This is a genomic window from Bacillus cereus group sp. MYBK79-1, assembly GCF_051915365.1.
In the GTDB taxonomy this organism is placed as follows: Bacteria; Bacillota; Bacilli; order Bacillales; family Bacillaceae_G; genus Bacillus_A.
In genome coordinates this window covers 17,679-35,740 of record NZ_JBQAEO010000002.1, presented here as the reverse complement: position 1 = coordinate 35,740, position 18,062 = coordinate 17,679, and the positions used below count along the sequence as shown (strand labels likewise).

Sequence of the window (18,062 nt, the reverse complement as noted above, 5' to 3'; positions counted from 1 at the left end):
GCTCCTTTCAATCGTATATGTTTATAGTAACATTTAAGTAAAAAATATCCAGTTGATTCAGGGAGTTCTTTGTATAGCAGGTTTGCTTATTTTGTAAGTATTTGTCGGTAAATCGATATTCCTTGTCGAATAGTCGATATAATTAAAAAATCGTTGATATATTGTAAGTTACGATAGATATATTCGAAAAATCGTCGATATAATTTCATTTAGCAATACGCTATCAACCGAAGAAACAAAAAAAGGATGTCACTTAGCCGGAAAATTGGGCTAGGTGACATCCTTTTTAATTCTCTGCAGAATATATAATATCTAAATTTCCATTTTGATCTGTTTTGAAAATTGGAGCAATCTGTTCTTCTTGTTCTTCAACTGAAACGAGTTTTCGGGCACGGTCCATAATTCTAACAAGCATTGCATAATCTTCTTCGATTGCTTGTTGCTTTTTTGAGAGTACCGCTAATTTTGCTTCCAGTTCATGATTCGTCTTTTTCAAGGACGTGAGCTGAGCTTGTAATACATCATTTTCAGTTTGTAACTTTGCGAGTGAAGGGTTGGTATGCTCTAAGTTTTGCAAAAACGAGATGACGTGTTGCATTGTAAGATCCTGCTTGTTTGGCATAATATCTTCTGAAAACTCGGCATCGATTACAAGTTGTTTCGTTTTCGTGAAATGCTCTTTTTCTATTTTAGCTTCAGAGCGTTTTAATTCTTTACGTTGTTTTTTTGCAAGTTGCACCGCATCTTCGTAATTCGGTCTTACTTCAGCATTCCATCTAAATCCGCAAGCTGCTGAAGTGCGGTTTAATGTATCGCCGACTTCATCGAATGCTTTTATTTGTGTACTGCCGCTGCGAATATGTCGTAAAACAGTTTCTGCTAAAAGGAGATCGTCTTCTTTTGTCCATGCATCTTGACGTGTTTTCATAAGCGAAGCCTCCATAATGGTGAAGTTTTCGCTTATGTTACCCTTTATTTTTCGTTTTATTCGAACTTTGTAATCTTTCATATACAGTAGAAAGTGCCTGCTCAAATTTCCCTGTCGTTTTCGGTTTATAATATTGTTTGTTTTTTATTTTATCAGGTAAGTATTGTTGTTGTACCCAGCCATTTGGTTGGTCGTGTGGATATAAGTATCCAATGCCTCTTCCAAGTGATTCTGCACCTTTATAATGACTATCTTTTAAATGACTTGGAATGTCGCCTGTTTGACCGTTACGTAAATCGTGTAATGCAGCATCAAGTGCTTTATAAGCTGAGTTTGATTTTGGTGATAGGCAAAGCTCGATAACAGCATTTGCAAGTGGTATGCGTGCCTCTGGGAAGCCAACTCGTTCAGCGGATTCTATAGCTGCTAGTGTACGCGGTCCGGCTTGCGGGCTAGCAAGTCCGATATCTTCATATGCCATAATAAGAAGACGTCTACCAATACTTTGTAAATCACCAGCTTCAATAAGACGTGCTAAATAGTGAAGTGCTGCATTTACATCACTTCCGCGCACCGATTTTTGAAATGCCGATAATACGTCATAATGAGCATCTCCACCTTTGTCGTGAACGAAGCTCTTTTTTTGCAAGCATTCTTCTGCAATTTCTAGCGTAATTTCCGCAGCTTTGTCATCTGTTGTAAAGCTAGATAAAACAGCTAGTTCAAGTGCGTTATAAGCGGAACGCATATCTCCGCCTGATGCATTTGCAAAGTGATGTAATGCTTCAGGCGTAACAGTTACATCATATTCCCCAAGACCTTTTTCTTTATCTTCAAGTGCTCGTTTTAAGCCAACTAAAAGGTCATCTTCTGTTAATGCGTGTAATTCGAAGATTTGACAACGACTTCGAATAGCAGAATTAATAGCATGGAACGGATTACTCGTCGTTGCACCAATTAAGGTAAGGAGTCCGCTTTCTAAATGAGGTAATAGAAAATCCTGTTTTGCTTTATCTAGACGGTGTACTTCATCTAAAATCAAAACGAGGTGTCGATGCATCTTTGCTTCTTGTACGACAACTTCCATATCTTTTTTATTATGAGTAACAGCGTTTAATAGGCGAAAAGGGGTTCCAGTACTTCCTGCAATTGCGCTCGCAATGGATGTTTTTCCAGTGCCTGGAGGACCGTATAAAATCATAGATTGAAAATGATTTGCTTGCACCATTCGCCATAAAATCTTTCCTTCACCAACTAAATGTTGTTGTCCGATAATTTCTTGAATATTTGTAGGGCGCATTCGATGTGCGAGTGGTTGTTTCATTTTTACCGTCTCCCTTAAAGTATAATCTCTTTCTATCGTATCATTTTTTTTAGTGGAATTTGAAAGAGGATGCTGTTTTGTGGGAAAAATGAATATAAAAATTTTCATTTTTCTTTCAATTGTAATAATTTCCGAGTTTTTCAATGTGATTTTATGTTATCATTTTGATACACAAGTTGAAATTTCTTATAATACTATATTATGCTATAATTTCATAGGATTTTAAATTGTGTTCTTTTATAAATAAGATATAACCAATAGAAGTGAAAATTTGAAAAGAGGTGCAAAATAGATGAAGATTTCAACGAAAGGCCGTTACGGCTTAACAATTATGATCGATCTTGCAAAAAAGTTTGGTGAAGGTCCAATTTCCTTAAAATCAATTGCGCAGGCACATGATTTATCGGAACATTACTTAGAGCAATTAATTTCACCACTTCGTAACGCTCGTCTAGTAAAGAGTACGCGCGGGGCATATGGCGGATATGTATTGTCAGATCAGCCAGCTAACATTACAGCTGGGGATGTAATCCGTGTATTAGAGGGTCCAATTAGTGTTGTAGAAATGATAGAAGAAGAAGAACCAGCACAACGTCAATTATGGATGCGTGTTCGTGATGCGGTGCAAGAAGTGTTAGATAGTACAACGTTAGAAGATTTAGTACGTTATGAGGAAGAAAATCACGGGGGCTATATGTTTTACATTTAATTCCTTGTGAAACGATTTGGAAAGAAGGAGATTTAATGGAACGCATTTACTTAGATCATGCTGCGACATCTCCGACTCACCCAGAAGTGGTCGAAAAGATGATTCCATATATGACAGAAGCATTTGGTAACCCGTCTAGTATTCACTTTTATGGACGTCAAACTCGCCATGCAGTAGATGAGGCGAGACGCTTGTGTGCACGTAGCATTCATGCGAATCCGAATGAAATTATATTTACAAGCGGTGGTACAGAAGCTGATAATTTAGCACTTATAGGTGTAGCACGTGCGAACCGTCATAAAGGTAACCATATTATAACGACGCAAATTGAACATCATGCAATTTTGCATACGTGTGAATTGTTAGAGCGCGAAGGGTTTGAAGTGACATATTTACCTGTTGATAAAACCGGATGCGTTCAAGTTTCTGACATACAAAAGGCATTAACAGAAGAGACGATTCTCGTATCCGTTATGTTTGGGAATAATGAAGTTGGGACAATGCAACCAATCGCGGAAATAGGGAAGTTGCTAAAAGAGCATCAAGCTTATTTTCATACAGATGCGGTACAAGCTTACGGATTAGTAGAAATAGATGTGAAAGAGTTCGGCATTGATTTATTATCAATTTCAGCTCACAAAATTAACGGGCCAAAAGGTGTCGGGTTCCTATACGCTGGTGCAAATGTGAAATTTGAACCGTTATTGATAGGCGGGGAGCAAGAAAGAAAACGCCGTGCTGGTACTGAAAATGTACCGAGTATCGTTGGTTTGCAACATGCAATTTTGCTAGCTGAAAAAACTCGTGAGCAAAAAAATGCCCAATATGAAGATTTTAAAGATATAATGGTATCTGTCTTCAAAAATGAAGACATTACTTTCGAGGTAAACGGAAACTTAGAATATCGCTTACCACATGTGCTTAATATCAGTTTTACAGGAATGAACATTGAACCGTTCCTTGTGAACTTAGACTTAGCTGGCATTGCAGTGTCAAGTGGTTCGGCGTGTACAGCTGGTTCGATTGATCCATCACATGTATTAGTAGCGATGTTCGGAAAAGACTCCGATCAAATACGTTCATCCGTACGCTTTAGTTTCGGACTTGGAAATACGAAAGAGCAAATTGAGAAAGCGGCGTACGAAACAGTGAAAATCGTGAAGCGATTAACACAAAATTAGCATGGGAGGTGACATGATGAACAAACTACCTCAAGAAACACGCGTTGTCATCGGGATGTCCGGTGGCGTCGATTCATCTGTAGCAGCTCTTTTATTAAAAGAGCAAGGTTATGATGTAATCGGAATTTTTATGAAAAACTGGGATGATACAGATGAGAATGGTGTCTGCACAGCAACCGAAGATTACAATGATGTAATTGAAGTGTGTAACCAAATTGGTATTCCGTATTATGCAGTAAACTTTGAAAAACAATACTGGGATAAAGTATTTACGTACTTTTTAGATGAATACCGAGCTGGTCGTACACCAAACCCAGATGTAATGTGCAATAAAGAAATTAAATTTAAAGCATTTTTAGAGCATGCCATTGCGCTTGGTGCTGATTATGTAGCAACAGGTCATTATGCACGCGTTGCTTATATGGACGGCGAATATAAAATGCTTCGCGGCGTTGATGATAATAAAGACCAAACGTATTTCTTAAATCAATTAAGCCAAGAGCAATTATCAAAAACAATGTTCCCGCTTGGTGAACTGAAGAAACCACAAATTCGTGAGATGGCGAAAGAAGCTGGTTTAGCGACAGCGGCGAAGAAAGATAGTACTGGTATTTGCTTCATTGGTGAGCGTAACTTTAAAGATTTCTTAAGTAACTATTTACCAGCACAACCAGGTGTAATGCAAACATTATCTGGCGAAGTGAAAGGAAAACATGACGGTTTAATGTACTATACAATTGGACAACGTCATGGCCTTGGTATTGGTGGTAACGGTGATCCGTGGTTTGCTGTTGGGAAAAACTTGAAAGAAAACATTTTATATGTTGATCAAGGATTCCATAACGAGCTTCTATATGGTGATGAAGTTATTGCTACGAATATCGGCTGGGTAAGTAATGGAGCGAAAGAAAAAGAATTTAAGTGCACAGCGAAATTCCGTTATCGTCAAGAAGACAATAAAGTAACGGTTCAAATCGTTGATGAAAATACAGTTCGTATTCTTTGTGACGAGCCAATTCGTGCAATTACACCAGGACAAGCAGTTGTTTTCTATGATGGAGATGAGTGTTTGGGCGGTGCTACAATTGATGAAGTATACCGTAGCGGTAAGAAATTGGATTATTTAGGATAAAACGAGAAGCCTCTGCCGATTCGCGGTTAGAGGTTTCTTTTACATAAAGCGATTTTTCGTTCGCTTGGAAAATACATTCTTTGTTATAATTTGTTGTAGAGGTGAAGGACATGTCAAACAAACTTGAAACAGGTATTCAATATATGCAAGAAGGAAACTGGGAAGAAGCTGCTAAAAATTTCACAGAAGCAATTGAAGAAAATCCGAAAGATGCGCTTGGATACATTAATTTTGCGAACTTATTAGATGTACTAGGTGATAGTGAAAGAGCAATTTTATTTTATAAACGTGCATTAGAGTTAGATGATAAATCTGCGGCTGCTTATTATGGATTAGGAAATGTGTATTACGGTCAAGAGCAATTTGCAGAGGCAAAGGCTGTATTTGAACAAGCGATGCAAGCGGGATTACAATCAGCGGATGTAACATTTATGTTAGGTATTACACATGTACAACTTGGAAATGATCGTCTTGCACTGCCGTTTTTACAAAGAGCAACAGAATTAGATGAAAACGATGTAGAAGCTGTGTTCCAGTGCGGACTTTGCTTTGCACGATTAGAACATATTCAAGAAGCGAAACCTTATTTTGAAAAGGTATTAGAAATGGATGAAGAGCATGCAGATGCGTATTATAATTTAGGTGTTGCGTACGTATTTGAAGAAGATAACGAGAAAGCTCTTGCTTTATTTAAGAAAGCAACTGAAATTCAGCCAGATCACTTTTTAGCTGGTAATGGTGTTCGTTTATTAGAGCAAGAAGCTGAATAAGATGAAAATATAGTTTAATGGGTAGTTATCCCTCATCTAAATAGGTGGGGGATGTACTGCTCATTAAAGTGAAACGAACCGGAAAGGAGAGGAAAGATGGGAAATCAACATGCAATGGATTTGTTTGAGGAAGAGAAAAAGTTTATAAAAGCGCAAGTTCTTCATACCATTTTCCACAACGAAGAAAACCTCTATTCCGTTGTCAGTATGAAAGTCATTGAAACGAATGAAACATACGACGAAAAAAAAGTGATGATAAACGGTCATTTTCCCCGCATGCATGAAGATGAAGTGTTTACATTGACAGGGCATTTTAAAGACCATCCGAAGTATGGGAAACAATATTTAGTTGAAACATTTAAGAAAGAATTGCCGCAAACAAAAGCTGGTATGGTGCAATATTTAGCGAGTGATTTATTTAAAGGGATAGGCAAGCGTACAGCTGAAAAAATTGTGGACCATCTCGGGGAACATGCCATTTCTAAAATTATGGATGATCCTGATGCTTTAAATGGTGTTGTCAATAAACAAAAAGCGCAAGAAATATATGAGACAATTGTTGAACATCAAGGACTAGAGAAAGTAATGAGTTTTTTAAATGGTTACGGTTTTGGAACGAAGCTTTCTATTAAGATTTACCAGCAATATAAAGAGATGACATTAGAAGTGATTCGTAAAAATCCATATCAGCTTATTGAAGAAGTGGACGGGATTGGGTTTGGAAGAGCGGATGATATAGGACGTGCGTTAGGGATATCGGGTAATCACGACGACCGTGTACGTGCGGGGTGTTTTTATACGCTAGAAAATGTATCATTGCAGCTTGGTCATGTTTATATGGGAAAAGATCAACTTGTAAGAGAAACGATGTCACTTTTAAATAATCAAGAAGGACGAGTGACGGAGGAAGATATTGTAGTTTGCGTTGAAACGATGCAAAGTGAAGGGAAAGTTATCATAGAAGAAGAACGAGTGTATTTAGCATCGTTATTCTACTCTGAAAAAGGTGTTGTAAAGTCTATTCGCAGGCTCATGAATCAAGAAGAAACGCCTTCATTTCCTGAAGCAGAAGTGTTAAAGACGTTAGGTCAAATTGAAGAACAACTGAACGTACAGTATGCACCGTTTCAGCAAGAAGCGATTCAAACGGCACTTCATAAACCGATGATGTTATTGACAGGTGGACCAGGAACAGGGAAAACAACAGTTATTAAAGGAATTGTTGAAATGTATGCATCACTGCACGGATTATCGTTAAATCCGAATGAATACAGTGATGATAATCCATTTCCGATATTATTAACGGCCCCAACAGGAAGAGCAGCGAAGCGAATGAGTGAATCAACAGGGCTTCCGGCTTGTACAATTCACCGTTTACTTGGCTGGACGCCAGAAGGGTCTTTCCAGCGTAATGAAACGGATCCGGTACAAGGGAAATTGCTCATTATTGATGAATTTTCAATGGTTGATATTTGGCTTGCAAATCAGCTGTTTAAATCATTGCCGACTAACATTCAAGTTATCGTTGTAGGTGATGAAGATCAATTGCCATCTGTAGGGCCTGGGCAAGTGTTGAAAGATTTATTGAATGCAGGTGCAGTTCCAACAGTAAAGCTTACTGAAATTTATCGTCAAGCGGAAGGGTCATCTGTTATTCAACTCGCCCATGCGATAAAAAATGGAACGCTCCCGCCAGATTTAGCGCAAAATCAAAAAGATCGTTCATTTATCGGCTGTACAGGATCTCAAATTGTTGAGGTTGTTAAGAAGGTTTGTGCAAATGCTAAGACAAAAGGGTTTAGCGCAAGAGATGTACAAGTACTTGCCCCGATGTACCGTGGCCCTGCCGGTATTAATGTGCTAAACGAAGCGTTGCAAGAAGTGTTTAACCCGAAGAGGGAAAAGAGTAAAGAAATTGCTTACGGTGATGTTGTATACCGACGAGGCGATAAAGTACTACAACTCGTTAATCAGCCGGAGAGCCAAGTGTTTAATGGTGATATCGGAGAAATTGTTTCGGTGTTTTATGCGAAAGAGAACGTTGAACAACAAGATATGATTATCGTTTCATTTGATGGAATTGAAGTAACGTATACAAAGCCAGACTTGAATCAAATTACACATGCCTATTGCTGTTCGATTCATAAATCGCAAGGTAGTGAGTTTCCGATTGTGATTATGCCGATAGTAAAAAGTTACAATCGTATGTTACGTCGTAATTTAATTTATACTGGCATTACAAGAAGTAAGAAGTTCCTTATTATTTGCGGGGAGGAAGCAGCTTTCCAGTCTGGTGTAAATCGCCTTGATGATGCAATGCGTCAAACGACTTTAGCGAGTCGCTTGCAAGAATCACAAGGAGAAGTACAGGTGGTAACAGTTAATGGCGAAGAAATGGACGTGGAAAACATTTCACCGTATGATTTCATGTAACAAGGTGAAATTATATAGTGAAACTTTCAAACGTATAACGTTGAAAGGCTCCAGCAATGTATAAATGAATGCGGTTTGGACATAATGGCGAATAGAATCCGGGAGACTGTAAGGAGATGAAAGCCATATGTTCATTTGTCCAAATTGCAAAGGAAAAGACATTGGAAAAATAGGTGTCAACCAATTTTATTGCTGGAATTGTTATATCGAATTATCGGTTTCAAAGGGGAAAATCCATACGCATCAAGTAGAGGAAGATGGTTCATTAAGCTCTCTTGATGATTTATTTGATGAGAATGAAAGAACAATCGGATAACGAAAAGGGGGATTTACTTTGAATCTACGCAATTCATTAATCGCATTAGGTGTTGGAGCGGCAGCATATCAATATGCTCGCAAGCAAGATGTATTTTCAAAACGCAATATGAAAAAGGCACGTAAGATGATTAAATCTTATCTATAAGCGTAAAAAACTCCCTTCATCATAAGGGAGTTTTTTTATGCACTTGTATGCAAATATAAAAGTCCGATTTCAGAGAAGAGATAAGATAGGCCGTAACATCCAACGCCAAGCATTCCGTAATGAAATAATTGCTTCGCCCTTTCTTTTCGTGAAGAACGAATAAAGAAACCTTTCCAAATACCAAACCCGATACAAACCCATTCAAGAATCATAAAAAGTGCTGATAATACGAGCATAAATAAAACCATTATGAGCCCTCCTGATTATATTGTTTCATGCTGCATTCTCAGGGGTGGTTGTCCTTATTATGTTATGTATATGTACGTCTTTACAAAACAGTATGGTCTGTATAAAAAGATTTTAAAACTTTCGCACATAACCTACCCTATTTATTTTCAAAATAAAGGTGGAGGAGGTTTTTCGTGTGAAGAATCTTAAAATCATTTGGATATATCGTTTAGGGTTATTGTTACTCGTATTTCTTTGTTTGCTTGTCTTTTTAAAAATTAAGCCGCTATGGGCACCGATTATTTTTGTATTTAAAGTGGCAATTACACCGTTTCTTATTGCGTGTTTTATTGCGTATTTATTGCATCCTTTAATTGAAAAAATTCATAAGGAAGGGATGCCACGCACACTCGCTATTTTGCTTATTTACATCCTTTTCTTTGGTGGGATTGGTTATGGGATTTATAAAGGAACGCCAATTGTTATTAAGCAATTACAAGAGATTAATGAACAATTTCCGCAGTTTACAAAAATGTATGATTCTTGGATGGATGGCGTTACGGAACAAACAGCGAACTTCCCGTCATTTATTCATGAAAAGGTCAAACAAATTTTTGGTGGGGTAGAAACGAAGATACAATCACTTTTAAATAAAGTAATGAGCACAGCACGTGGCGTACTGGACTCGTTGCTTATTATTTTCTTAATACCGTTCATTGTATTTTACATATTAAAAGATTACGGTGAGTTCTATCATATTTTTTGGAAACTAGTCCCGAGTAAGTGGCGTAGTACGGGGCAAATGCTTGCGAAAGAAATTGATAAGTCACTCGGAAGTTATATTCGAGGACAGTTATTTGTTTGCTTAGTGTTAGGGGGCGTATCTGTTCTTTCTTTTTGGTTTATCGGTATGAAATATCCATTATTACTCGGCATTATTATTGGGGTAACGGATATAATCCCATACTTCGGTCCTATTTTAGGGGCGATCCCGACATTAATGATTGCGGCAACGGTATCAACGAGTTTACTCATTAAGGCGGGGATTACGATTGCTATTTTACAATTTTTAGAAAGTAACATTTTATCACCTTACATCGTTGGTAAGTCACTTCGTATGCATCCTGTTATTATTATGCTTGCATTACTAGTTGGGGGAGAAGTGGCGGGAATTGTAGGGTTATTAATATCAGTTCCTGTTTTAGCGGTCATTCGTACAGTGATCGTTCATGTAAGGCCTCTTTGGAAAAAAGAAAATGTGTAATAAGAAAGCCCTCTACTTATAAAGGTAGAGGGCTTTCATTATTTTGAGAGTTGTTCGTTTATTTGTTGAACGAGAGTGCCTACATCATTTGTTTGAATATGTTTTATTTTTTTCCATTCATTATCATACATAAATATAATTTGCTTGCTGAAAAGACGTTTTCGCTCTTTTAGATTAGAAATGTTTGCGAAAGAGTACTCCTCAAATAATGGATTCTTACCTATATCTGTTCCATAAAAGAAGAGGCGTTTGTTCGTTAAAATTAACAGTCCTGGTCTTGCGAGGGAACGATAAATAAATATATTTAAGGAACATGCTATGTAAAATAATATCGTTTCGTCAGTCGTTAACATATTTTTAGCTTTGTTCAATAAGGTTGTCATTACAATCGCTCCTTTGTTATTGGTAATTTAATTATAACAAAAATACAATATTCAGAAAAGTGCGTGGAGGTAGTGCAATTTATTCATACATGCATAATATATGAAAAGGCTGTTAAGAATGAATAGTAGAATAGCTATGATTAATAAGCAATTGATATAATATAAATGATTATCTACATTGACAAACTTAAGAGAATTCTATTATATTTAGTCATATAATACATTAAATCAATGACGGAACAAGTACGTTACAGTCCATTTATAGAGAGAAGCTTCCATATGGCTGAAAGAAGCTTTAAATGAAGGGTAACAGAAAGCTAATCCTGAGAGCAGCTAATCACTGCCGTCTTGCCACGTTACGGCACCATGAGGTGATGAATTGATTTGTATAATAATCAATTCATAATTAGGGTGGTATCGCGAGTTAACTCTCGTCCCTTTTATAGGGGCGGGAGTTTTTTATATTTAAGGAGGAAAATACAATGAAACAACTAACAGGCGCACAAATTCGTCAAATGTTTTTAGACTTTTTCCAAGAAAAAGGACATGCAGTAGAACCTAGTGCATCACTAGTTCCACATGAGGATCCATCTCTTCTTTGGATTAACAGTGGTGTAGCAACATTAAAAAAATATTTTGATGGACGCGTAATCCCGCAAAATCCACGTATTACAAATGCTCAAAAATCAATTCGTACAAACGATATTGAAAACGTAGGAAAAACAGCTCGTCACCATACATTCTTTGAAATGTTAGGGAACTTCTCAATCGGTGATTACTTTAAAGAAGAAGCAATTACTTGGGCTTGGGAATTCTTAACGAGCGACAAATGGATCGGATTCGATAAAGAATTACTTTCAGTTACAATCCATCCAGAAGATGAAGAAGCATTCACAATTTGGAATGAGAAAATGGGAGTTCCAAAAGAGCGCATTATCCGTTTAGAAGAAAACTTCTGGGATATCGGTGAAGGACCAAGTGGACCGAATACAGAGATTTTCTATGACCGCGGAGAAGCTTACGGTAATGACTTTAGTGACCCAGAATTATATCCAGGCGGAGAAAACGAGCGTTACTTAGAAGTATGGAACCTTGTATTCTCTCAATTTAACCATAATCCAGACGGTTCATATACACCACTTCCTAAGAAAAACATCGATACAGGGATGGGTCTAGAGCGTATGACATCTATCGTTCAAGATGTGCCTACAAACTTTGACACAGACTTATTCATGCCAATGATTGGCGCAACAGAATCAATTTCTGGTGAGAAGTATCGCAATGGTGACTTAGAAAAAGATATGGCGTTTAAAGTAATCGCGGACCATATCCGTACAGTAACATTCGCTGTTGGTGACGGTGCTCTTCCATCTAACGAAGGCCGTGGTTATGTATTACGTCGTTTATTACGCCGCGCGGTTCGTTATTCGAAGAAATTAAACATCAACCGCCCATTCATGTTTGAATTAGTACCGGTTGTTGGAGAAGTAATGAAAGACTTCTATCCAGAAGTACTTGAAAAGAAAGATTTCATCGCAAAAGTTGTGAAAAACGAAGAAGAGCGTTTCCACGAAACACTTCATGATGGTGAAGCGATTTTAGCTGAAGTTATCACAAAAGCAAAAGAAGAAAAAACAACTGTTATTTCTGGAGTAGATGCGTTCCGTCTATATGACACATACGGTTTCCCGATTGAATTAACAGAAGAATATGCAGAAGAAGCTGGTATGACAGTTGATCAGGAAGGCTTTGAAAGTGAAATGGAAAAACAACGTGAGCGCGCACGTGCTGCTCGTCAAGACGTTGATTCTATGCAAGTTCAAGGTGGTGTCCTTGGAGAAGTGAAAGTAGCGAGCGAGTTCGTTGGTTACGGTACAGTTGCAACAGAAAGTAACGTTGTTGCACTTGTGAAAAACGGCGAATACACAGATAGCTTACAAGCTGGCGAAGAAGGACAATTAATGCTTGATGTAACACCATTCTATGCTGAGAGCGGTGGGCAAATTGCAGACCGTGGTTACCTTCTTGCTGACGGTTTGAAAGTACTTGTAAAAGACGTACAAAAAGCACCAAATGGTCAAAACTTACACAAAGTTGTTGTTGAAGAAGGTACATTAACGAAAGATGCGGCTGTGAAAGCTATTATCGACACGAAAAACCGTAGTAGCGTTGTGAAAAACCATACAGCAACTCACTTACTACACCAAGCATTAAAAGACGTACTTGGAACGCATGTTAACCAAGCAGGTTCTCTTGTAACTTCTGAACGTTTACGCTTTGATTTCTCTCACTTCGGTCAAGTACAAGCTGACGAATTAGAAAAAATTGAGCGTATGGTAAACGAGAAAATTTGGGAAAGTATTGATGTTGAGATTTCTCAAAAAGCAATTGAAGAAGCGAAAGAAATGGGCGCAATGGCATTATTCGGTGAAAAATACGGTGATGTTGTACGCGTTGTACAAGTAGGCGATTACAGCTTAGAGCTTTGCGGCGGTTGTCACGTTGATAACACAGCTTCTATCGGTATTTTCAAAATCGTTGCTGAGTCTGGTATCGGTGCAGGAACTCGTCGTATTGAGGCGGTAACTGGTAAGTCTGCTTATGAATTAATGAACGACCAAGTAGGTTTATTAAAAGAAGCAGCAGGAAAAATGAAAACAAATCCGAAAGACATTTTAACAAGAGTAGATGGTTTATTTGCTGAAGTAAAACAACTTCAAAAAGAAAACGAATCTCTTGCAGCGAAATTAAGCAATATTGAAGCTGGAAACTTAACTGATTCAGTAATGACAGTTGATGGCGTAAACGTATTAGCGGCAAAAGTAAATGTTGCAGATATGAACAACTTACGTACGATGATGGATGACCTGAAAAATAAATTAGAATCTGCAGTTGTCGTATTAGTGTCTGTAAATGATGACAAAGTAAACATCTTAGCTGGCGTAACGAAAGATTTAATTAGCCAAGGATACCATGCTGGTAAACTTGTGAAAGAAGTAGCTTCTCGTTGTGGCGGCGGTGGTGGTGGCCGCCCTGATATGGCTCAAGCAGGCGGTAAAAACCCAGCGCAAGTCGAGGAAGCTTTAGCATTTGTACAAGAGTACGTTAAATCTGTTTCAAAATAAAGAGATAGTAGTGTACAATGGTAGGGAGAGGAGAAGTTCTTCTCCCTATACTTACTATATAAGTGAGGTGCTTGAAATGGACGGTTTTGATAAAACAATGAAGTTTAGCATTCAAGATGAAAAACAGAGTGTCCATGTTAATGATGTACTTTTAACTGTGTATGATGCACTTCAAGAAAAAGGCTATAATCCGATTAATCAAATCGTCGGTTATTTATTAAGTGGAGACCCAGCATACATACCTCGCCATAAAGATGCACGAAGCATCATTCGCAAGCTTGAACGTGATGAGTTAATTGAAGAGCTTGTGAAGTCTTACTTGAAACATCATCGTGAGGAGTAGTTTATGCGGATATTAGGTTTAGATGTAGGTACAAAAACAGTCGGAGTTGCAATGAGCGACGAAATGGGCTGGACAGCACAAGGACTGGAAACAATCAGGATTAACGAAGAACGAGGCCACTTTGGTTTTGACCGTATTTCTGAGTTAGTAAAGCAGTACAATGTGGACAAAATAGTAGTAGGTTTGCCTAAAAATATGAATGGTACAATTGGCCCACGTGGTGAAGCGTGTCAACAATTTGCAGAAAACCTACGAGAGCTGGTACAATTAGACGTTGTAATGTGGGACGAGCGTTTGTCAACGATGGCAGCGGAACGTCTGCTCATTTCAGCTGATGTAAGCCGTAAGAAGCGAAAGCAAGTAATCGATAAGATGGCTGCAGTCGTAATCTTACAAGGATTTTTAGATAGTAAATAAGAGGTGACCAAAATGGAAGAAAATCAAATTACAATTGTAGACGAAAAAGGTAACGAACATTTATGTGAAATTATTTTCACTTTTGATGCTGAAAAATTTGGCAAAAAATCATACGTAGTCTTCTCTCCAATCGGTGAAGTAGACGAAGATGGAGACCCAATTTACGATGCAATGGCTTATGAGCAAAATGAAGAAGAGGGCGGAAGTTTACTTCCAATCGAATCGGAAGAAGAGTGGGAAATGGTACAAGAAATGTTCAACACTCTAGCTGATGAGCAAGAAGCTGAATAATAAGTACTGAAAAGGTGGACGATATATCGTCCACCTTTTTTATATGTAAAATGAAAGATTTTTTGTCGAAACTGCGCAATCCTTTGTAGTATAATGAGACGGATTGTAGAAAAATAAAGTATCTGTCAAAAATGATAGGTAAGTTTATTGTGATTTTTCATCGTGTTGTATAGAAAGATGTACATATGGCCTACAATTGAATAAGGAGGAAGAGTTTTGGTAGAGAATCAAGTGAAAAAGAAGCGTAGACGCATTTTTTTATTTTCGATTATTGCACTGCTTTTAGTTTGTGGTTCAGTCTATGCGTATATTTCATCCGCATTAGGACCAGTTGATAGCGGGAATAAAAAAGAGATTGAAGTAGAAATTCCAAAGGGATCATCTACTAGTAAAATCGGTGAAATTTTAGAAGAAAAAGGTGCTGTGAAAAACGGTACAGTTTTTAGTTTTTATACGAAGGCTAAGTCAAAAAGCTTACAAGCGGGTACATATTTATTAAATCCTTCAATGAGTGCCTCAGATGTTATCGAACAAATGTCATCTGGTAACGTTCATCGTCCAGCTCTTTATAAAGTGACGATAAAAGAAGGTGCACAAGTAACTGAAATTGCAGAAACGGTTGCAAACGAATTAAAGTGGAATAAAGATGATGTTGTACGTCAATTGAACGATAAAGCATTTATTCAGAAAATGCAGCAAAAGTATCCGAAGTTATTAACGGATAAAATCTTTGATAGCAATATTAAATATCCATTAGAAGGTTATTTATATCCTGCGACGTACTCTTTCTATAAAAAAGATACGACGTTAGAAGAAATTGTAATTCCGATGCTTGAGAAAACGAATGCAATCATTGTTCAAAATGAGGCGAAGATGAAAGCGAAAAACTGGGATGTTCATCAGCTTTTAACATTGTCTTCACTTATTGAAGAAGAGGCAACAGGCTTTACAGATCGTCAAAAGATCTCTAGTGTCTTTTATAATCGTTTAGCAAAAGGTATGCCTCTGCAAACGGATCCAACGGTGTTATACGCACTTGGAAAGCATAAGCAACGTGTATTATACGAAGATTTAAAGATAAACTCACCGTACAATACGTATGTTGTAAAAGGATTGCCAGTTGGCCCGATTGCAAACTCTGGTAAACATTCAGTGGAGGCAGCGTTAGAGCCTGCGCAAACAGATTATTATTATTTCTTAGCTGCACCAACTGGTGAAGTGTACTATGCGAAAACATTAGAAGAGCATAATGCATTAAAGCAAAAATATATTACGAAAAAACAGTGAAATGGGGAGGGATAGCGAAAAAGGTCGCACATCCCTCTTTTTTGTGGTAAAATATATCGGGTTAAAAACTGGCAGAAGAATCGTTTTTAATATCAAAACGGAACGTACAAGCTAAGGGTAAAACTGGCTTGTATTTTTATTGCATTCTATGTGTGAAAAGACGTCATAGAGGCACTTCTCCATGTAAATAAGGAGGACCATTATGGAGGATGCAGTTAACGAGTACCTATTATCATTTATTGATCCAAAAGATAAATTAATTCTTGAAATGGAAGATTATGCGAAAGAAAATCATGTGCCGATTATGGATCGACTTGGAATGGAATTTATGTTGCAATTTTTACGTTTAATTGGACCAAAAAGCATTTTAGAGCTTGGTACAGCAATTGGTTATTCTAGTATTCGTATGATGCAAGCTATTCCAAATTCTTACATTGTGACAGTTGAACGCAATCGCGAGCGATATGAAAAAGCAATTGAATATATAGAATGTTCACCAGTTAAAGAGCGTATTTCCGTTATTTACGGTGATGCGTTAGAAACAGGCGAGCAAGTAGAAAAACATGGAACGTTTGACGTTATTTTTATTGATGCAGCAAAAGGACAATATCGTCGCTTTTTTGACTTATATGAACCGTTATTAAATCCTGGTGGCGTAATTATTTCAGATAATGTTATGTACCATGGCCTTGTAACGACAAAAGAGAAAATTGAAAACAGACGTACACGTGGTTTAATTCGTCGTATTAAGACGTACAATGAATGGCTTATGAACCATGAAGGATATGATACAACGATTTTCCCAATTGGTGATGGAGTAGCTGTTAGTAAAAAGAGAGGGTGACCAAGGTATGAAGAAACCTGAATTGTTAGTAACGCCAAAAGCAGTAGTGGATATCGAACCTCTTGCGAAAGCAGGAGCAGATGCGGTAATGATCGGTGAGCAAAAGTTTGGTTTACGTTTAGCAGGGGAATTTTCACGTGAAGATGTGAAACAAGCTGTGAAGATTGCGCATGAAAATGGTATAAAAGTATACGTAGCAATGAACGCTATGTTCCACAATGATAAAGTAGACGAATTAACAGAATATGTTGCATTTTTAAATGAAGTAAGTGTAGATGCAATTGTTTTCGGAGATCCAGCAGTATTAATGGCGGTCCGAGAAGTAGCGCCAAATATGCAATTGCACTGGAATACAGAAACAACAGCAACAAACTGGTTTACTTGTAACTACTGGGGACAAAGAGGAGCAAAACGAGCTGTATTAGCTCGTGAGCTTAGCTTAGATGAAATTGTTGAATTAAAAGAAAATGCTGAAGTGGAACTTGAAGTACAAATTCACGGTATGACTTGTATGTTCCAATCGAAGCGTTCCTTAGTAGGAAACTACTTTGAGTATCAAGGACGTAATCTTGACATTGAAAAGAAAAAATATGAAGAGAATATGTTCTTATATGACCCAGAGCGTAACAATAAATATCCAATTTATGAAGATGAAAATGGTACTCACATTATGAGTCCAAACGATATTTGTTTCATCGATGAGTTAGAAGAGCTAATTGACGCTGAAGTCGCTAGCTTAAAAGTTGATGGTGTACTAAAAAGCTCTGCATACATTATTGAGGTAACGAAGAAATATCGTAAAGCAATTGATTTATGTGTAGAAGATCGTGATGCGTATTATGACGTGAAAGACGATTTATATAAAGAGATAGAAGAAATGCAACCAGTAAATCGTCCGTTAGATACAGGATTCTTCTTTAAAGAGACGGTTTACTAAACG

General features: G+C 37.6%; 19 protein-coding genes and 1 other annotated feature. Of the genes, 15 read left to right on the top strand and 4 right to left on the bottom strand.

The window, feature by feature from the left end:
• Positions 1-286: 286 nt before the first annotated feature.
• The gene (locus ACTFOB_RS04905) at positions 287-928 is read right to left on the bottom strand and encodes an RsfA family transcriptional regulator (RefSeq protein ID WP_440024833.1); all 642 of its coding nucleotides are present in this window, start codon (positions 926-928) and stop codon (positions 287-289) included.
• 37 nt (positions 929-965) lie between these two features.
• Entirely contained in the window at positions 966-2,252 is a 1,287-nt protein-coding gene (locus ACTFOB_RS04900) for a replication-associated recombination protein A (RefSeq protein ID WP_151633587.1), read from the bottom strand.
• 292 nt (positions 2,253-2,544) lie between these two features.
• On the opposite strand from ACTFOB_RS04900, the gene cymR reads away from it, so the two are divergent.
• From cymR to ACTFOB_RS04865, 7 genes are all read left to right on the top strand, one after another.
• Positions 2,545-2,961, top strand: coding sequence for a cysteine metabolism transcriptional regulator CymR (gene cymR, locus ACTFOB_RS04895; RefSeq protein WP_000704116.1), 417 nt, complete (start codon positions 2,545-2,547; stop codon positions 2,959-2,961).
• 35 nt (positions 2,962-2,996) lie between these two features.
• On the top strand, positions 2,997-4,142 hold the full coding sequence (locus ACTFOB_RS04890) for a cysteine desulfurase family protein (protein WP_151633589.1): 1,146 nt from the start codon (positions 2,997-2,999) through the stop codon (positions 4,140-4,142).
• 16 nt (positions 4,143-4,158) lie between these two features.
• Complete coding sequence (gene mnmA / locus ACTFOB_RS04885) at positions 4,159-5,274, top strand: tRNA 2-thiouridine(34) synthase MnmA (RefSeq protein WP_098903523.1); 1,116 nt, start codon at positions 4,159-4,161, stop codon at positions 5,272-5,274.
• Between the two features lie 110 nt (positions 5,275-5,384).
• Positions 5,385-6,044 carry a tetratricopeptide repeat protein gene (locus ACTFOB_RS04880; RefSeq protein ID WP_440024830.1) on the top strand — a complete coding sequence of 220 codons (660 nt, stop codon included), beginning with the start codon at positions 5,385-5,387 and terminating at the stop codon, positions 6,042-6,044.
• A gap of 96 nt (positions 6,045-6,140) precedes the next feature.
• Entirely contained in the window at positions 6,141-8,477 is a 2,337-nt protein-coding gene (recD2, locus tag ACTFOB_RS04875; protein WP_440024829.1) for an SF1B family DNA helicase RecD2, read from the top strand.
• A 127-nt stretch (positions 8,478-8,604) separates the two neighbouring features.
• Complete coding sequence (locus tag ACTFOB_RS04870) at positions 8,605-8,793, top strand: hypothetical protein (protein ID WP_000469281.1); 189 nt, start codon at positions 8,605-8,607, stop codon at positions 8,791-8,793.
• A gap of 18 nt (positions 8,794-8,811) precedes the next feature.
• On the top strand, positions 8,812-8,940 hold the full coding sequence (locus ACTFOB_RS04865; RefSeq protein WP_001053553.1) for a YrzQ family protein: 129 nt from the start codon (positions 8,812-8,814) through the stop codon (positions 8,938-8,940).
• A gap of 35 nt (positions 8,941-8,975) precedes the next feature.
• Here the strand turns inward: ACTFOB_RS04865 and ACTFOB_RS04860 are convergent, their stop codons facing one another.
• Complete coding sequence (locus ACTFOB_RS04860; protein ID WP_000242555.1) at positions 8,976-9,188, bottom strand: hypothetical protein; 213 nt, start codon at positions 9,186-9,188, stop codon at positions 8,976-8,978.
• Positions 9,189-9,364: 176 nt separating this feature from the next.
• Here ACTFOB_RS04860 and ACTFOB_RS04855 point away from each other — a divergent pair, with 176 nt between their 5' ends.
• Positions 9,365-10,432, top strand: a complete 1,068-nt coding sequence (locus ACTFOB_RS04855; RefSeq protein WP_000793122.1) for an AI-2E family transporter — start codon at positions 9,365-9,367, stop codon at positions 10,430-10,432.
• 38 nt (positions 10,433-10,470) lie between these two features.
• On the opposite strand, the gene ACTFOB_RS04850 is transcribed toward ACTFOB_RS04855, so the two are convergent.
• A complete protein-coding gene (locus ACTFOB_RS04850; RefSeq protein WP_440024828.1) occupies positions 10,471-10,815 on the bottom strand; it encodes a PH domain-containing protein in 345 nt (114 codons plus the stop codon).
• 222 nt (positions 10,816-11,037) lie between these two features.
• Positions 11,038-11,257 (top strand) — a binding site (T-box leader).
• Between the two features lie 40 nt (positions 11,258-11,297).
• Between ACTFOB_RS04850 and alaS the strand changes: the two genes are divergently transcribed.
• From alaS to ACTFOB_RS04815, 7 genes are all read left to right on the top strand, one after another.
• Complete coding sequence (alaS, locus tag ACTFOB_RS04845) at positions 11,298-13,940, top strand: alanine--tRNA ligase (protein WP_440024826.1); 2,643 nt, start codon at positions 11,298-11,300, stop codon at positions 13,938-13,940.
• Positions 13,941-14,016: 76 nt separating this feature from the next.
• A complete protein-coding gene (locus ACTFOB_RS04840; RefSeq protein WP_000348590.1) occupies positions 14,017-14,283 on the top strand; it encodes an IreB family regulatory phosphoprotein in 267 nt (88 codons plus the stop codon).
• Positions 14,284-14,286: 3 nt separating this feature from the next.
• A complete protein-coding gene (gene ruvX / locus ACTFOB_RS04835; protein ID WP_151633599.1) occupies positions 14,287-14,700 on the top strand; it encodes a Holliday junction resolvase RuvX in 414 nt (137 codons plus the stop codon).
• 12 nt (positions 14,701-14,712) lie between these two features.
• Positions 14,713-14,991: a DUF1292 domain-containing protein gene (locus tag ACTFOB_RS04830; protein WP_000392245.1), complete on the top strand. Its 279-nt coding sequence runs from the start codon at positions 14,713-14,715 to the stop codon at positions 14,989-14,991.
• 216 nt (positions 14,992-15,207) lie between these two features.
• The gene (gene mltG / locus ACTFOB_RS04825) at positions 15,208-16,278 is read left to right on the top strand and encodes an endolytic transglycosylase MltG (protein ID WP_166702877.1); all 1,071 of its coding nucleotides are present in this window, start codon (positions 15,208-15,210) and stop codon (positions 16,276-16,278) included.
• Between the two features lie 202 nt (positions 16,279-16,480).
• Entirely contained in the window at positions 16,481-17,122 is a 642-nt protein-coding gene (locus tag ACTFOB_RS04820; RefSeq protein WP_440024824.1) for an O-methyltransferase, read from the top strand.
• 7 nt (positions 17,123-17,129) lie between these two features.
• On the top strand, positions 17,130-18,059 hold the full coding sequence (locus ACTFOB_RS04815; RefSeq protein WP_098707551.1) for a peptidase U32 family protein: 930 nt from the start codon (positions 17,130-17,132) through the stop codon (positions 18,057-18,059).
• Positions 18,060-18,062 lie beyond the last annotated feature (3 nt).